Here is a 14,360-nt window from a genome sequence, read left to right as displayed (position 1 = left end):
AAGGGGCTGGGCGCGTTTTGTCAATGACAGGAAAGGGAATTCGTCCCCTCCCGGGGCACAAAAAAGGCCCACCGCAGTGAGCCCTTTCGCAAAAATAAAATCGGTCAGCCAGTCTTAGAACCAAGAATAAACGTTGTCCTTGTTGGCTCCGGTCTTGGCCGAGCCACGGTTCCACTGACCGTCCTTGCCTGTGGACCACGCCACGGCGCGGCGGGCAATGACTTTGCCATTCTTGAAGGGATCATCCAAGCGGCCGTCATAGCCGTAGTCGAGGAGAAGGATGTAGCCGCGAATCTTGCCCGGGGGCTTGCGCCATGGGTCGTAGAGCTCGGCCGAGGTCTTGGTCAACCACAGACCATTGAAGGCATTGTTCTTGGAGGAACCCTTAGCCTGCTCACCGTCGAAGAAGACCTGCTCCTTCTTGTTCATGTCATCAATATTGATTCCGGCCAAAACGGACATGATGGGCTCAGTGGTCTGCACCTCGGTGTCCTCGGACGGGGCGGAACGGGTGTTGGAGGGCAGAATATTGTAAGTAGAATAGTAGGTGTCCACCGAAGTGACCAAGGTAGTGAGCGTGTTCTTGGCCTGCAGCTTGACGGCCTTTCTCCGCACCGAGCCGACTACCGGGATGAGAATGGCCATCAGGGTCACGATAATGACGATAACAACGAGGAGCTCGATCAGGGTGAAACCCTGTCGGCGGGAAATGCGAGAATTCTTCATAGGATTGAATTTGGTTGTGCGACTTCAAGGCTAGGAAAGAAATGGTGGCTTTGTCCATTCAGACTTTCACAGAGTGCGAGAAAGCCCGGCCCTTCCTCCCCCGACAGGCCTCCTTTCCCGCTCTGCTGGCGGAATTTAGAAAAAACTGCGCTCCCTTCTTCGCGGCAATCCCACCCGGCTGGGGAGCAAGAAGAGGCGGCGGGACAGCCCGCGAGGTTGCGAGGGGGCCCGCCCCCGGGCTACACTCCCGCCCTCATGCCACTGCCCCATCGCCTCCTGCTTCTGCTCATCTTTGCCATGCTGCTGATCTTCGTGGGGCAACGCTTCTCTCCGAACAGCCTCGTGGCCTACATGGCCGTGCCCGCCGAGGTCACCGCCAGCTGGGAGGCTCTCCGGGATGGGCAGGCGGGGCAGGCGGAAGCCCGGGCCTTCACCACGCTACTGAGCGCGGCCTTTCTCCATGCCGACTGGGACCACCTCTTCTTCAACATGCTTTTTCTCTGGGTCTTTGCCGGCTTGGTGGGCGAGCTCTTGGGCGGGCGTTGGCTATTGGCGATTTTCCTCCTCTCCGCCGTGGGGGGCTCTCTGGGGGATGTCCTCAGCCGACCGGAAAGTACCATTCCCCTGCTGGGCGCCTCGGGTGCCGTGATGGGCTTCGAGGGGGCCTACCTCGGGCTGGCGGTGCGCTGGCAGCTTCCCTGGCCCCAGATCTGGCCCATCGCCCATCCCATCCCGCCCCTGCGCCTGGCCCTCGTCGCAGTGGGCGGCTACATCCTCGACATCATGGGGATGGTGGGCCCGGCCACCGGCATTGCCCACGGCGCCCACCTCGGCGGATTTCTGGTCGGTCTGGTGCTGACCTCCCTCATCGCTCCCGCCCCTCGCCATATTTCCTGAAATGAGACATTGCGGGCTCCAGCCTTCAAGGCGATGATGGCGGCGATGAAACACATCCTATTCTGCGCTCTTTTCGCCCTTTTCTCCACCTTCGCGTTCGCCGATCACCATGGTGAGGCCGCTTCCTCCCCCTTCCGCCACATCGTGATGGTGAAGTTCAAAGAAGAAACCACCGAGGCTCAAATCAAGAAGATCGAAGAGGAATTCGGCAAACTGGAAGACAAGATCGAGGCCATCACCGATTACGAATGGGGCCACGCTGTGGACGATGGCCGCGGAATGGCTCAGGGATTCACCCATTGCTTTGTGGTGACCTTTGCCGACAAAGCGGGCTTGGAAGCCTACCTGCCCCATGAGGCCCATCAGGAATTTGTCGCTCTCTTCAAGCCCCAGATCGACAAGATTCTGGTGCTCGACTTTGTGGCGAAATAGTGACCGGACCAGCGGTAAATATCCTACCCGAAACTCTTTAGGCGTGGCAGGCTCGCGAGCGTGCCCCGCCTTTTTCTTGCCCTCTTCACCTGCCTCCTCCTCCCGCTCCCCGCCGTGCCCCTGCGGGTGGTGACCTTCAATATCGGGGCCAATCGCGATCAAAACGGCGACATTACCGAGTCCCTCAATGAGCCCGGCAGCGAGGATTACGAAGCGGTGAGGGCCATCCTCGCCCGCATCGATGCTGATGTGGTGTGCCTGCAGGAACTGGCCAATGCCGACATCTCCGGAGGCACCAATGGCGGGACCACCTCCGATGTCCACGCCCTTGCCGGGGAGCTTGGGCTGCCCCACGTCCTCATTCCCACCAACAGCGGGGTCTTCGATTTCACCCTGCGCAATGCCATCCTCTCCCGCCACCCCTTCGAGACCACCGATGAGATCGGCTCCAGTGACTACCTGGCCGACATCGGGGCCGTGGGGGAGGACAGCAGCCGGGCCAAGGACGTGACGCGGGTGATTCCCGCCGCCGTCATTGCGGTGCCGGGGGCGGCCGAGCCCGTGACCGTGCTCACCCTGCACGCCAAGTCCTCCACCGGGCTGGACGACCGCTTCCGCCGCGCGGTGGAGCTCGCCCGGGTGCGCGACTACTTCCAACGCCACGGCCTGAATGAGGACGACAACCTCATCGTGACCGGGGACTTCAACCTCTCGGGAAGCAGCACCACCTTTACCAACGAGCCCGCCGGACTGCCCTCGACTTGGAATCGCGGCACCGACCTGCCTCTGCCACTGAGCTACTCCAACGACCCGGACTTCTACTTTCCCGCGCCCCAGAATCTGGTCGCCCTCGATGCCCGCGCCCTCAATGGCGAGGCCGACACCTTCATGCTGGGCGGGGCCGTCCTCGACTTCCTCCTCCCCAGCCCCGCCCTGACCACCCTGGGGGCGGAAATCTATCGCTCCTCGCTCGATACCAGCAATGCCCAGGGCCTCCCGAAAAGCGGAACTCCTCTGCCCACGGAAACCTCCAGCACCGCCTCCGACCACTGGGCGGTCTTTGCCGACTTCACGCTCGCGGACGCCATCCCGCCCGCCACCAGCTACCCGCTGACCGCCGAGGCCCCCGCCGTGAGCGAGGATTTCGCCGACTTCGCCGGGCAACAAGCTCCTCCGCCCTGGCAAAGCAGCGGCGCGACCTGGCAGGGATATTTCGCCGACGACACCGCTGCGGGAGGCTACGCTCACGAGGAAGCGGTGGCCTTCGTGCCGGGGGAGGAGGCCATCGTTTTCTCCGCCACCTTCGACAATCTGACCGGGGCGGCCATCTCCGCACTGGAGATTGGCTACCTCGCCCGCCAGCTGGGCGCTCGCTCGCCCGGGACCACCGATCAACTGCAGGTCACTTGGAGCCTCGAGGAGGGGGAGCCTCACAACCTGTCGGAGCTAACCTTCCTCGCAGGCCCGGAGGAGACCCTGCCCCGTAGCGAAACCCTCGTCACCACGGTCGCGGTCGAGATTCCCGCCGGGGCCTCCTTCACCCTGACCTTCACCGCCACGCGGGGGCCGGACCAGGGCGGGGAGGTCTCCAGCGCCGTCTTTTTCAATGAAGTCCACTACGACAACGCAGGAGCCGACAACGGCGAATTCATCGAGGTGGTGGTGGCCCCGGGCTTCGAGGCCGCCGGGGGAGACCTACAGGAGGTGGAGGTCGTCTTTTACAACGGGAGCGAAAGCCAACGAAGGCCCTACCGCACGGTGGCCCTGCGCGATTTCGAATCTTTTGCCCAACCAGGAGAAAGCAATGGCTACCGCATCTACAGCCACTTCCCGAGCGACATCCAGAACGGGTCTCCCGACGGCCTGGCCCTGCTGGTGGCGGGACAAGTGCGGCAGTTTCTCTCTTACGAAGGCAGCTTTGTGGCCCTCGAAGGCCCGGCGGCAGGGATGGCTTCCCAGGAGATTGCGGTCGCCCAGGACGATCCCCCGCCGGTAGGCTTCGGCGCACTCGGCTTGACCGGCAGCGGAGCGGATGAGAGCAGCCTGAGCTGGACCCGCTTCGGGGAGGATGTGAGCCACAGCCCGGGAGCAGCCAACGCGGGGCAGAGCTTCACCGGTGCCACTCCCCTGCCCGCGCAGGCCTTTTCCCTGGATGACCTGCAGGTGCGCCCTGTGGAAACCACTGATCGCGATGGGGACGGCCTACCTGATGAAGTCGAGCTCGCGCTGGGGCTGGACCCCGGGCAAAGCGATAGCGACGGCGACGGCATCAGCGATGGGGAGGAAGACAGCGATGGCGACGGCCAGAGCAACGGCGCGGAGGTCCTCATCGTCGGAACCGACCCCGGCGATGCCAACGCGCGCTTCGTGGCCGTTTTGCGGAGAAACCCGCAGCAAGCGAATCAGGGCGAACTGGTCTTCCCCACCCTCGCGGGGCGCACCTATGAGCTGCTGGCCGGGGACGAGCCTTGGGCCCTCGAGTCCACCAGCAGCCTCCCCGGCACGGGAGAGGAAGCCCGCCTGAACATTCCCTGGGACGAAAAAGGACGTTTTTTCGCCATTCGGGTCCATTTGGAGGAGGGAATGTCCCCTTCCGGCAACTGAATGATTGCGGGCGGGCAAAGGACTGCTTTACTGCCCAATAACAAACGAAACTATGAGAACACTTCTACCCCTCATCCTCTTTCCCCTCCTCGCGCAGGCCGACCCCAAGCTCACCCGCGTGGGAGGCGAGTTCGAACGCCCCATTTTTGTCACTTCCAAGCCCGACAACGCCAACCACCTCTTCATCGTGGAGCAAGCGGGCACCGTGTATCTCCACGATCAGGCCACCGGGAAGACCCTGGAGGAGCCATTTCTCGATATTTCCAAGGAAGTGACGCGCAAGCACAATGAGGAAGGCCTCCTCGGCTTCGCCCTGGCCCCCGACTACGCCACCAGCGGACGGGTCTACGTCAACTTTTCCAACCACGATCGCACCAACGAGATTGTCCGCTACACGGTCACCAATCCCGGGGAAGACCTGCGCTGCGATCCCGCCAGCAAGGAGCTCCTCCTCACCTTCAAGCAACCCTTTGGCAATCACAACGGCGGCTACCTGGAATTCGGTCCCGACGGCTGCCTCTACATCGGCACCGGGGACGGCGGCTCGGCCAATGATCCCGAGGACAACGCCCAGAACCTGAGCAATCTCCTCGGAAAAATTCTCCGCATCGATGTCTCTGGCGAGGAGGGCTACACCATCCCCGAGGACAATCCTTTCGCCAATGGCGGAGGCAGCCCCGAAATCTACGCCTATGGACTCCGCAATCCCTGGCGCTGCGGCTGGGATGGCGACCACCTCTACATCGCCGACGTGGGCCAGAATCACTGGGAGGAAGTGAACGTGGTGAGCCACTCCGAGTTGCTGGGAGCCAACTTCGGCTGGCGTCCGCGCGAGGGCTTTATCGAGACTCCCAAGGAGGGTGTGGGCGGACCAAAACCCGAAGGAGCCATCGACCCGGTGGTCGTTTACAAGCACGGCATGGGCAACGGGGAAGGCCTCTCCATCAATGGCGGCTACGTCTATCGCGGCTCGGTCCAGGAGCTGGTCGGCCACTACCTCTACAGCGATCACCTCAACCCCCGCATCTGGTCCTTCCGCTACGAAAATGGGGAGGCCGTGGACGAAAAAGACCTCACCGACACGCTCTCCCGACCCGATGGTAAAAAGTTCCAGCAACTGGCCTCCTTCGGCACCGATGCCGACCAAGAACTCTACGTGGTCGAAATGGGCGGAGGCGCCGTCTGGAAAATCGTCGACTGACCACTAGCCCTTCGCACACTCATTGCTCACCCGCATCCCGACCCTTTCATGAAAAAAAGCACCCTCGCCCTCAGCCTGGTGGCTGGCCTCGCTCCAGCCACCCAAGCCCAGCTCATTCCCGCCCCCTTCGCCATCGGCGGCGAACACCAGTTCGCGGCCGATATTGATGACAGCGGGGAATTTTCCCGCTCGGCGGCCCGCTTCCGGGTCTCCGCTCCCCTCCACTTCACCGACGACTACTTCGTGGGCCTCACCGCCGGGGGCGTCTGGGAACACTTCGAGTTCGACGACACTCTGGTCAACCCCTGGGAGGACGTCTACCGCCCCCAAGTGGCGGTGGTCAGCAAAGGCACCCTCGCCAATGGCTGGACCTGGCTGGCTATTCCCTGGGTCGCGGCCGATGCCGAGGATGGTGCCGATTGGGGGGAAGCCCTCACCTACGGCGGGATGGGCGCAGCCTGGACCGAAGTCAGTGACAGCCTCACCCTCGGAGCCGGACTGGGTGTGCGCAGCCAGTTGGAAGACGACGTGCAGGTTTTCCCCATCCTCGTGATCGATTGGAAGATTTGCCCCGACCTCACCTTCAGCACCCTGCCACCGGAAGGCTTCCGCGTCGGCCCGGCCGCCAGCCTGCGCTGGGATGCACGGGACGACCTCGCCCTCTCCCTCGTCTACAGCTATCAAAGCGACCGCCATCGCCTCGCGGAGAATTCCGACGCCGCCCCGGACGGGATCGGGCAATTCCGGCAGCACCGCATCGCTCTAGCCGCGACTCATCAATTCCACGAAAACCTCAGCCTCACCGGCCACCTCGGCTACACCTTTGGCGGGGAACTGGAAGTAGAGGACTCCGATGGCGACCAGCTCGACAGCCGCGATTTCGATGGCAGCCTCGTCCTCGGACTCGAAGGCTCCTGGCGCTTCTAAAGAGCCTTCCCCAGCCTTCCCATTTGCTGGCCTTCCTGGCTGGCGAATGGGCGGACAAAGGGGTCCTCGCTGGCGGCGGCGGCCCGCCTGAACCCACCGGGAGACTCTCTTTCCTCAAGAAGATTTCCCGGTGAGACCCTCCCGCAGGATCAGTCCTTTTTCTTGAGCAAAGGGAAAAGGACCACGTCGCGAATGGTCGGGGCCCCAGTGAGCATCATGATGAGCCGATCAATACCGATGCCGATGCCACCCGCCGGAGGCATGCCGTGCTCCAGGGTCTCGATGAAATCATAGTCCACCAACTGCTCCTCCTCGCCCCCGGCCTGGTGCTCCAGGCGCTCGCGCTGGACATCGGGATCATTCAGCTCAGAATACCCGGGAGAAATCTCCTGACCATTGATGATGAGTTCGTAAACCTCCACCGTCTTTCCTCCTGGAGTCACTTTAGCCAAGGGAATCAGCTCGCTGGGGACGCGCGTGACGAAACAAGGATCGAAGGTGTGCTCCTCGACCTTTTTCTCGAAGACTTGCTGAATGACCTCGTAATCCTCCATCTCAGGAGAGATCTGCACTCCCAGCTCATCGCACTTGGCCCGCCGCTCTTCTGGCGTGAGGTCGAAGAAGTCATCCCCCGCCACTTCCTTGACCAAATCGTGGTAATTGGCGCGCTTCCAAGGACGCTCCAGATTGATAGTGCGGGTGACATTCCCCTCCTCATCCTTGTGCTCGATCTGGAGACCACCGCAGAACTTCTCAGCCAGATGGCAGGTCATCTCCTCCACCATTTCGGCCATGATCTCGAAGTCAGCGAAGGCCTGGTAAGCCTCCAGCATGGTGAACTCGGGATTGTGGCGCCGGGAAATGCCCTCATTGCGGAAGTTTCGATTGAGTTCGAAAATCTTGGTAAAGCCACCGACCAAAAGACGCTTGAGGAAGAGCTCGGGTGCGATGCGCAGGGTCAGGGCCATACTGAGCGCGTTGTGATGGGTCTCGAAGGGACGGGCCGCCGCACCGCCCGCCACAGCCTGCAACATGGGCGTTTCCACCTCGAGGTAGCCGCGCTCGTGAAGAAAATTGCGAATCTCGGCCACCATGCGGGAGCGGGTGACGAAGATTTCCGCGCTGGCCTCATTGGACATCAGGTCCAGATGGCGCTTGCGATACTTGGTCTCCCGATCGGTCAAGCCCTGCCATTTGTCCGGCATGGGACGCAGAGCCTTGGAGAGCACGGTCAGCTCGGCCACTTGCAGGGAAGGCTCGCCCTTTCCAGTCGTAAAGGTCGTCCCGCTCACTCCCACCCAATCGCCCATATCAAGGCACTGGTAGAGCTCCCACTGCTCCTCACTGAGCTGCTTCTTGTTCAGATAAATCTGGATGCGCCCCTCGGCGTCGCCCAGGGTGCAAAAGACGCTTTTGCCAAAGTCCCGGATGGCGACCACCCGACCGGCAATCGTGGCGGCGAGATCGTTCTCGAACTTCGCTTTCAACTCGCCCGGAGTATGGGTCACAGCAAAGGACTGACCATAAGGATCATGGCCCATCTCGCGGAGTTTCCCGAGTTTCTCCCGGCGCACGGCGATCAATTCTTCCACAGTGGACTTCGGCTGGTTGTTTGGGGCGTCTGCGCTCATGAATCAGATTGGAAAAGGGGTTTATTGGAGAGAATCGCGGTAATGAACAGGGAAAATGCAGAGTTTGTGCTTGCGGAAATCGTTTTGGTTCCTATTCTGGGTTTCTAACTTTTTGGGGGGAACTGTAATCCCGCAGGATTTTTCATGAATCCTGCGGGATTGCTATATCCAGGCCCGGACCGGACCCCGAGTTCAACGCTGGAGAGAAATCCGCCAGGTGGCGAAGAGCGTGACAACCGCCCCGGCCAGCTCGGTCGTGCTCAAGCGTTCCCCGAACAAAAAGAAAGCCCCTCCCCCCGTGAGCAAGGGAATCAGCATTTGAATGGCCGAACCCTGGGCAACATTGAGGTGATAAAAGCCCCGGGTGATGAGAATTTGCCCGTAGGCCACCATCACGCCACCCGCCATGAGGAATCCCCACGCCAGGGCGGAAGCGTCCCCGAAACCCGGGGCCGCGAGGGGGAAGGTCGCCACCAAAGTAACAAGACATTGCCCGGAATAAATGGTGGGGGCCGTCTCGGTAGCCGTCAATTTGCGAATCACCACCACTGTCGCCCCCGCCAAAGCAGCTCCCAGCAAACCAATGAAATCGTAAAAGCCGAAAGTGGCCCCCCGGAGACTTTCCCAAAAAAACAGCAAAAGCCCGCCCAGAGCCACCACCAGGAGCCCCAGGGTGGTCGGCCGGGGGAACTCCCGCAGTGCCACCGCCGCCAGCAAGGCCGCAAAAAGCGGGTAAGTCAAATTGATCACCAACGCGCGCCCCGCCCCCAGATGATGGATGGTGAAGTAAAGCATGGTGATGGTCACCACCCCCAAAACCCCCCGCAGAATAAGCATGGGGCGGACGAGATGAGCCAACTGGAGACCCCGTCCCCGCGAGTAGACGGCGAGCACGAAGAGAGTGCCCGCCAAGCCTCTCGTAAAGGAGGACAACCATCCATCCACCGCAGCATACAACCCGACCCAACGAATGATCAGGCAGTTGGCGGAAAAGAAAATAACGGACATCAGCATCAGAAAGATGCCTTTGCGAGTGGATACAGCTTCGGTCATAGTCGCTCATACCGGAGCGCCTTCGCCCACCGCAGGGAAAGAAGCATCCTCCCTCCGGTCTGGCTTACGGCCCCGGAGGAATGGATTTCGATTCTCTCTATCCCATCACATCCTTCGCCACAGAGCGCCAAATCTTAGCCACTGCAAGTCGCATCGAACGGAAAGGAAGGAGAATCACAACAGCGGGGTGATGCGCCCCACCGGAAAGGAAGTCAAGCCCCGGGAACTCTCGGCAGGAACATTTTCTCCGGCAGAATCAACAAATTCGCGGAATTTTTTTGAGTGAAGACTCTCTTACGAAACGTTATGCTAAGAGATATGAGCACGAAATTCCTCATTGCCAGCTGTCTGGCCGCCGGTTTGGTCTGGGCCCCGGCCCGGACTTGGACCAGCTCGGACGGCGAGCGCACTTTTGAAGGCGAGCTACAAGCCTACGACGCCACTTCGGGCGAGGTCACTGTCCTCACCAATGGACGCCAGTTGATTTTCATCCAAGACAAACTGTCGGCAGAAGACATCACTTTCCTCCAGGAATGGGCGGAAAAAGAAGCGGAGGCACCGGCCTCCGAAGTCAACCTGGAAGAACAGAAAGTCGGCAAAGAGCTGACGGACCGGGTCTTGAGCCGCTTGGACGGTAAGCGCATGAAGCGAGCCGAAATGGAGAAGAAGCCAGAGTATTACCTACTCTACTTCTCCGCCTCCTGGTGAGGCCCTTGCCGGGCTTCTGCTCCACAGTTGGTGGAGAAATACAAAAAAGAAATCGCGGACCTGGCTAACGTGGAGATGATTCACGTCTCCCTCGACCAAGATGACGATGCGGCGGAAGAATGGGCCGAGAAAGAATCATTCCCCTGGCTCACCGTGCTCCCCGATAAAGTCGACCGCAGCACGATGAGAGATTACAAGACGACCAACGCGGTGCCGGAATACCACCTCGTCGACGGAGAAGGCAACAGCCTCGCGAAGGGACAAGCCGCCGCCTTTGCCAAAATCGCGGAACTGACCAAAGAATAGCACCTTCCAGTAATCCTCTTTTTCAAATTTACCCAACAAGCGGTCTCATTGCGAGCCCGCTTTTTCTGTGCCCCTGCGAACGGCTCGCCCAGAGGGCCCACTCGGATTCACACGATGAATTCCGCCAAGGTCTGGTCGTCGGTGATATCGGTGTAGGTGAACCCGTTCTCAGCGAGGAGAGAAAACAAGCGGGCGAAGTTGGCGGGCTCGGGAGTCTCGATGCCAATGAGCACGGAACCAAAGTTGCGGGCAGACTTTTTGAGATACTCGAAGCGAGCGATGTCATCCTCGGGCCCGAGAAGATTGAGGAAGTCCTTCAACGCCCCCGGGCGTTGGGGCATGCGGAGAATGAAGTATTTCTTCTGTCCCGCCGACCGCTGGGCCCGTTCCTTGACCTCGGGCAAACGCTCAAAATCAAAATTTCCCCCCGAAGTGACGCAAACGACGGTCTTTCCAGCAATGGAAAGCCCCAGATCGCGCAGCGCATCCACGGCCAGCGCCCCTGCGGGCTCGAGCACAATGCCCTCGACGTTGAGCATCTCCAGGATGGTCTCGCAGAGACGGTCCTCGCGAATAGTCAGCACATTGGCCAAGCCAACCTGCCGCAGACGGGCAAAGGTGCGCTCGCCGATTCGGGCTACTGCCGCGCCATCCGCAAAGGTATTGACGCTGGGTAAAGTGACCGGCTGCCCCGCTTGCAAAGCGGCCTGTAAACACGCGCCCCCCGCAGGCTCGACAAAAGTCTGCCAACACCGGTTGCCAAAATAGGAGAGAAGGCCCGCAGAAAGCCCTCCTCCGCCCACCGGCACCACCAGATGATCGGGCACCCGGCCCAACTGTTGCTCGACCTCGACACCCAAGGTGGCCTGCCCCTCGATGACGTCATCGTCATCAAAGGGCGATAGAAAATGGCCCTTCTCCTGCCGGCAAAACTCCTGCGCGGCGGCCAGGCATTCATCAAAATAATCACCCACCAGGCGAATCTCCACAAAGTCCCCTCCAAAGATGCGGGTCTTCTGGATCTTCTGCTGGGGCGTAGTCACAGGCATGAAAATCACCCCCCGACAGGCGAAATGGCGACACATGTAGGCCACCCCCTGGGCATGGTTGCCCGCGCTGGCGCAGACAAAGAGCTCCCGCCCCTCCTGCTTGCGCATGGCATTCAAAGCCCCGCGTAGCTTGTAGCTGCGCACGGGACTGAGGTCTTCCCGTTTTAGCCAGATATCAGCGCCAAAGCGTTCAGAGAGGTGGTCGTTGCGCAGGAGAGGGGTTGGTGGAAAGACCTCCCTCATCACCTGCTCGGCTTGACGAGCACTCTCCCGAAAGTCATTCACTGTGAGTCAGCATCGACTTCCTCTTCATTCCAGGGAACTTCCTTGGCATCCCCCCAGAGCTCCTCCAAGGCATAAGTTTCCCGCATCTCTTCGTGGAGAATGTGGACCATCACGTCGAAGTAATCGAGCACAACCCAACGAGTCACGGCCTTGCCTTCGGAATGGGAGGGCAGATCCCCCGTGCGCGCGGCAACTCCCTTGTTGACCTCACGCAGGATAGCCTTCAGGTGGGGCATGGAACTGCCCGAACAAATAACCATGAAGTCGGTCAGAGAGGAGAGTCCGCGAAGATCGAGGATGCGAATATCCTCGGCTTTGATTTCTTGGGCGGCCTTCGCACACTCGATGGCGAGGTCCAGGCCTTTGACTTGGGTGCCTTTCACTGGTGGAATTAAGTTTGCCACAAGACGCCGCTTTTCGCCAAACAGGAATCAGAAAAAAGAAGGGCAAAAGTGGAGCATAGCGGAGTCGAACCGCTGACCTCTTCAATGCCATTGAAGCGCTCTACCAACTGAGCTAATGCCCCTTCACTTGCGGGCGCAGAGCGTTACCCGGCCCTGGCCTCACGTGCAAGCTTTGTTTTTCATTTTTCGCGATTTTTTTCCGAAAGGGCCTTTTCAGGGCGCGAGAACTACTTTTTCGCCCGCCAATTCGCTCACGCGCTCACACAGCTCCCGCACCTGGGCCTCGTAGCTTTCCCAAGCCGCAGTGAGCTTCCAATCGGTGCCGCTGGCCACCCCTTCCTTGCCCGTGAACTGATAAATGGCACTCTCGGACTCGTTTGCCGTCTCCCCTCCCAGAAGCATCACTCCTTGGCTGCCATGACCGAGGTCAGTGACTTGCAGCTGAATCTCGACCTTTCGCTCCGCGAGATCGCTGGTCACCGGAAGCAAGCTCTCCTCATCGCGCACCCAGGCCACCCGGATTCGATGCTCGAACTCGCGCCCTCGAATCCACTCCGACAAGGCCAATAACGCAGCCACCGACCCTGACTGGTCATCATCGCTATAGACCGCCCAAACGACCACCGTGCCCGGGCCTTCCTCTTCCCGACTATCAATCCAGTAATTCTTCCAAATCCGGCCACTGCGGGTCACCCCACTGTCACTGGCTAGAGCGTAGCCCAGATTATTCGGCCCGACAGAGCCGGAGATAAAAGACGTCACCATCCGCATTCTGCGTTGGCCCTCCGGGGTATCGAAGTCACGCACGCCAATCAAGTCGTCGGCCTTGCCCGCCGCATCACGCAAGTTGGCGATATTGAGCTCGGCAGCGGCATAATCCAGGCCAAGCATCCCATTCTCGGGACCGCGCGAGACTTTCAGCCAAACCGCGATCGCTGCGGACAAGCCCAGGCCCGCGGGTAGAGCCACGATGGCAGCCTTCCAAATCCACGGCTTCTTTTCTTTCCCCCTGTTTTCGCTCATTGTGTTTTGTGTTCGATCAGTTTCAGCACTTCTTCCGCCACGCGTTGGTGCACCCCTCCATCACCGAGCCGGGCAGCCACCGCAAGCAACTCCTGTGACAATCGCTCCCGGGCAGCCTCATCCTCCATTTGCCCCTCGATCCACTCCACCAGACGCGGGGCCGAGAGTTCCTCCTGCAGATATTCCGGGACCACTTCGCGACCAGCCAGGATATTGGCAATGCCGATGTGCGCGACTTTCACCACCCGCTTCCCAATTTCCCAGGTGAGCGGAGCCACTTTGTATACCAGACAATAAGGCAAGCCAAAGTAGGCGGCTTCCAGAGTCGCGGTGCCACTGGCCATCACCGCACAGGTCGCCCGCTGCATCAGCGCCTGACTTGAGCCCACCTTGATAGTGATAAAGTCGTCTTCCCCCCGCATGAGCATCATAGTCTCCGCCAAGGCCGGAGAGATAGCCGGGACCTCGAAGAGCCAGTCCGGATGACGCTGCCGCAGCTCGCGGGCGGCTTCCCGCATCACGGGGAAGAGCCGCTCCACTTCGCGGCGACGGCTCCCCGGGAACAAACCAATCAAATTTTTCTCCCGCGCAAGGTCCTCTCTTTTTGCTGCCAACTCGTCGACAATGGGATGCCCCAGGCACACTCCGGGACAACCACCCCGAGCCAGAACCTCGACCTCAAAGGGAAAGAGGCAGACCACCTGATCGAGCCACCGGGCCATTTTGGGAATGCGGCTCTGCTTCCAAGCCCAAACCTGAGGACAGACATACTGCAAAATACGGACCTGGGGACAACGAGCCCGCACAGCTTTGGCCAAGCGGAGATTGAAGCCCGGGTAATCGATCAGCACCAGCACCTCGGGCTGCAGGCGTTCAATCTCGGCCAGGGTTTCATGGAAACGGGCCCGGAACCAGGGGTATTGCTTGAGAACATCCCACACGCCCATCACCCCCGCTTTCTCCACCCAATCGCGGGTGCCTCCGGCCTGAGCCATCCGCACTCCCCCCCATCCCGCAAAGCGGTGCCCGCCCCTTTCGCGCAGAGCCGAGATCAACTCCGCTCCATGCAAATCGCCACTCACCTCGCCCGCCACCAGATAAATTAATGCCATGC

Annotated in this window: 13 protein-coding genes, 1 tRNA gene and 1 pseudogene; 7 read left to right on the top strand and 8 right to left on the bottom strand. The window is 60.5% G+C overall.

The genetic code is table 11. The annotated features are described in order from the left end of the window. Positions 1-114: 114 nt before the first annotated feature. On the bottom strand, positions 115-726 hold the full coding sequence (locus JIN78_RS06625; RefSeq protein ID WP_200391166.1) for a type II secretion system protein: 612 nt from the start codon (positions 724-726) through the stop codon (positions 115-117). Between the two features lie 255 nt (positions 727-981). Here JIN78_RS06625 and JIN78_RS06620 point away from each other — a divergent pair, with 255 nt between their 5' ends. From JIN78_RS06620 to JIN78_RS06600, 5 genes are read left to right on the top strand one after another with little or no spacing between them, the layout of a single operon-like run. Beyond that, on the top strand, positions 982-1,623 hold the full coding sequence (locus JIN78_RS06620) for a rhomboid family intramembrane serine protease (RefSeq protein ID WP_200391165.1): 642 nt from the start codon (positions 982-984) through the stop codon (positions 1,621-1,623). Positions 1,624-1,668: 45 nt separating this feature from the next. After that, positions 1,669-2,055, top strand: a complete 387-nt coding sequence (locus JIN78_RS06615) for a Dabb family protein (RefSeq protein ID WP_200391164.1) — start codon at positions 1,669-1,671, stop codon at positions 2,053-2,055. 60 nt (positions 2,056-2,115) lie between these two features. Then, positions 2,116-4,659, top strand: coding sequence for an endonuclease/exonuclease/phosphatase family protein (locus JIN78_RS06610; RefSeq protein ID WP_200391163.1), 2,544 nt, complete (start codon positions 2,116-2,118; stop codon positions 4,657-4,659). 52 nt (positions 4,660-4,711) lie between these two features. Continuing rightward, the gene (locus tag JIN78_RS06605) at positions 4,712-5,860 is read left to right on the top strand and encodes a PQQ-dependent sugar dehydrogenase (RefSeq protein WP_200391162.1); all 1,149 of its coding nucleotides are present in this window, start codon (positions 4,712-4,714) and stop codon (positions 5,858-5,860) included. A gap of 48 nt (positions 5,861-5,908) precedes the next feature. Continuing rightward, positions 5,909-6,787: a hypothetical protein gene (locus tag JIN78_RS06600; protein WP_200391161.1), complete on the top strand. Its 879-nt coding sequence runs from the start codon at positions 5,909-5,911 to the stop codon at positions 6,785-6,787. 149 nt (positions 6,788-6,936) lie between these two features. Here the strand turns inward: JIN78_RS06600 and lysS are convergent, their stop codons facing one another. Both lysS and JIN78_RS06590 read right to left on the bottom strand, forming a co-directional pair. After that, complete coding sequence (gene lysS, locus JIN78_RS06595; protein ID WP_200391160.1) at positions 6,937-8,418, bottom strand: lysine--tRNA ligase; 1,482 nt, start codon at positions 8,416-8,418, stop codon at positions 6,937-6,939. A 192-nt stretch (positions 8,419-8,610) separates the two neighbouring features. Further along, positions 8,611-9,471, bottom strand: coding sequence for a DMT family transporter (locus JIN78_RS06590; RefSeq protein ID WP_200391159.1), 861 nt, complete (start codon positions 9,469-9,471; stop codon positions 8,611-8,613). Positions 9,472-9,789: 318 nt separating this feature from the next. Here JIN78_RS06590 and JIN78_RS06585 point away from each other — a divergent pair, with 318 nt between their 5' ends. Both JIN78_RS06585 and JIN78_RS06580 read left to right on the top strand, forming a co-directional pair. Then, positions 9,790-10,179, top strand: coding sequence for a hypothetical protein (locus JIN78_RS06585; RefSeq protein WP_200391158.1), 390 nt, complete (start codon positions 9,790-9,792; stop codon positions 10,177-10,179). Positions 10,180-10,194: 15 nt separating this feature from the next. Beyond that, positions 10,195-10,485: pseudogene (locus tag JIN78_RS06580) on the top strand (hypothetical protein); the annotation flags it as partial. Positions 10,486-10,592: 107 nt separating this feature from the next. Here the strand turns inward: JIN78_RS06580 and ilvA are convergent. The 5 genes from ilvA to lpxB form a co-directional block, all read right to left on the bottom strand. Further along, on the bottom strand, positions 10,593-11,819 hold the full coding sequence (ilvA, locus tag JIN78_RS06575) for a threonine ammonia-lyase IlvA (RefSeq protein ID WP_200391156.1): 1,227 nt from the start codon (positions 11,817-11,819) through the stop codon (positions 10,593-10,595). Next, complete coding sequence (gene rsfS, locus JIN78_RS06570) at positions 11,816-12,202, bottom strand: ribosome silencing factor (RefSeq protein ID WP_200391155.1); 387 nt, start codon at positions 12,200-12,202, stop codon at positions 11,816-11,818. Before rsfS ends, ilvA begins: the two co-directional genes overlap by 4 nt. Before the next feature lie 70 nt (positions 12,203-12,272). Continuing rightward, positions 12,273-12,345 (bottom strand) — tRNA-Ala (locus JIN78_RS06565). Between the two features lie 91 nt (positions 12,346-12,436). Next, complete coding sequence (locus JIN78_RS06560; RefSeq protein WP_200391154.1) at positions 12,437-13,246, bottom strand: hypothetical protein; 810 nt, start codon at positions 13,244-13,246, stop codon at positions 12,437-12,439. After that, complete coding sequence (gene lpxB, locus JIN78_RS06555; RefSeq protein WP_200391153.1) at positions 13,243-14,358, bottom strand: lipid-A-disaccharide synthase; 1,116 nt, start codon at positions 14,356-14,358, stop codon at positions 13,243-13,245. The genes JIN78_RS06560 and lpxB overlap by 4 nt, the downstream gene beginning before the upstream one ends. Positions 14,359-14,360: the final 2 nt, after the last annotated feature.

This window comes from Roseibacillus ishigakijimensis, assembly GCF_016595415.1.
Taxonomy (GTDB): Bacteria; Verrucomicrobiota; Verrucomicrobiia; order Verrucomicrobiales; family Akkermansiaceae; genus Roseibacillus; species Roseibacillus ishigakijimensis.
This window is presented reverse-complemented; position numbering and strand designations above follow the sequence as displayed.

Coding starts and splice junctions, on each gene's coding strand:
- JIN78_RS06625 (WP_200391166.1), bottom strand. CDS start 726: ATGAAGAATTCTCGCATTTCCCGCCGACAGGGTTTCACCCTGATCGAG.
- lpxB (WP_200391153.1), bottom strand. CDS start 14,358: ATGGCATTAATTTATCTGGTGGCGGGCGAGGTGAGTGGCGATTTGCAT.
- JIN78_RS06560 (WP_200391154.1), bottom strand. CDS start 13,246: ATGAGCGAAAACAGGGGGAAAGAAAAGAAGCCGTGGATTTGGAAGGCT.
- JIN78_RS06605 (WP_200391162.1), top strand. CDS start 4,712: ATGAGAACACTTCTACCCCTCATCCTCTTTCCCCTCCTCGCGCAGGCC.
- JIN78_RS06620 (WP_200391165.1), top strand. CDS start 982: ATGCCACTGCCCCATCGCCTCCTGCTTCTGCTCATCTTTGCCATGCTG.
- JIN78_RS06585 (WP_200391158.1), top strand. CDS start 9,790: ATGAGCACGAAATTCCTCATTGCCAGCTGTCTGGCCGCCGGTTTGGTC.
- JIN78_RS06615 (WP_200391164.1), top strand. CDS start 1,669: ATGAAACACATCCTATTCTGCGCTCTTTTCGCCCTTTTCTCCACCTTC.
- JIN78_RS06590 (WP_200391159.1), bottom strand. CDS start 9,471: ATGACCGAAGCTGTATCCACTCGCAAAGGCATCTTTCTGATGCTGATG.
- lysS (WP_200391160.1), bottom strand. CDS start 8,418: ATGAGCGCAGACGCCCCAAACAACCAGCCGAAGTCCACTGTGGAAGAA.
- JIN78_RS06600 (WP_200391161.1), top strand. CDS start 5,909: ATGAAAAAAAGCACCCTCGCCCTCAGCCTGGTGGCTGGCCTCGCTCCA.